Raw genomic sequence first — 541 nt, forward strand, 5'->3', positions numbered from 1 at the left:
CGGACAAGCCGCAATCGGTGAAACAGCTGGTCATCGCGGCAGGCCGGAAGGCGGCGAAACCTGTGCAATGGCGGGAGGGATCCCGCCCGGGCACCGGCCGGTCCGGCCTCAAACGCATGTACTCGCGGTTCGTCACGCTGCGGATCCGGCCTGCCGGACGCGAGATCGCCCGCGCCACCGACGGCCCCGTGCTGCCCGAGTGCTGGCTGCTGGCCGAGTGGCCCGCCACCGAGGACGAGCCGGTCCAGTTCTGGCTCTCCGATCTGCCCGCCGACACCCCGCTCACCACGCTGGTCCGCCTGGCCAAGCTCCGCTGGCGCATCGAACACGACTACCGCGAGATGAAACAGGCCCTCGGCCTGGCCCACTTCGAGGGCCGCACCTGGAACGGCTGGCACCACCATGTCACCCTCGTCTCCGTCGCCCACGCCTTCTGCACCCTGCAACGACTGGCCAGAGCCCCAAAAGGAACGGCGCCGGCCTGAGCCTCTACCAAGTAGTCCGTGAGTTTCAGCTCCTCCTCGCAGCCTGGACCGGCGCC

The 541-nt window shown here is 69.5% G+C and carries 1 protein-coding gene; it reads left to right on the forward strand.

Annotation, left to right across the window (positions count from 1 at the left end; translation table 11 throughout):
- Positions 1-485 (forward strand): transposase (locus IEZ17_RS41770; RefSeq protein ID WP_189308848.1); only part of this gene is annotated, 485 nt, incomplete at its 5' end.
- Positions 486-541: the final 56 nt, after the last annotated feature.

The organism is Streptomyces albospinus, assembly GCF_014648695.1.
Lineage (GTDB): Bacteria > Actinomycetota > Actinomycetes > Streptomycetales > Streptomycetaceae > Streptomyces > Streptomyces albospinus.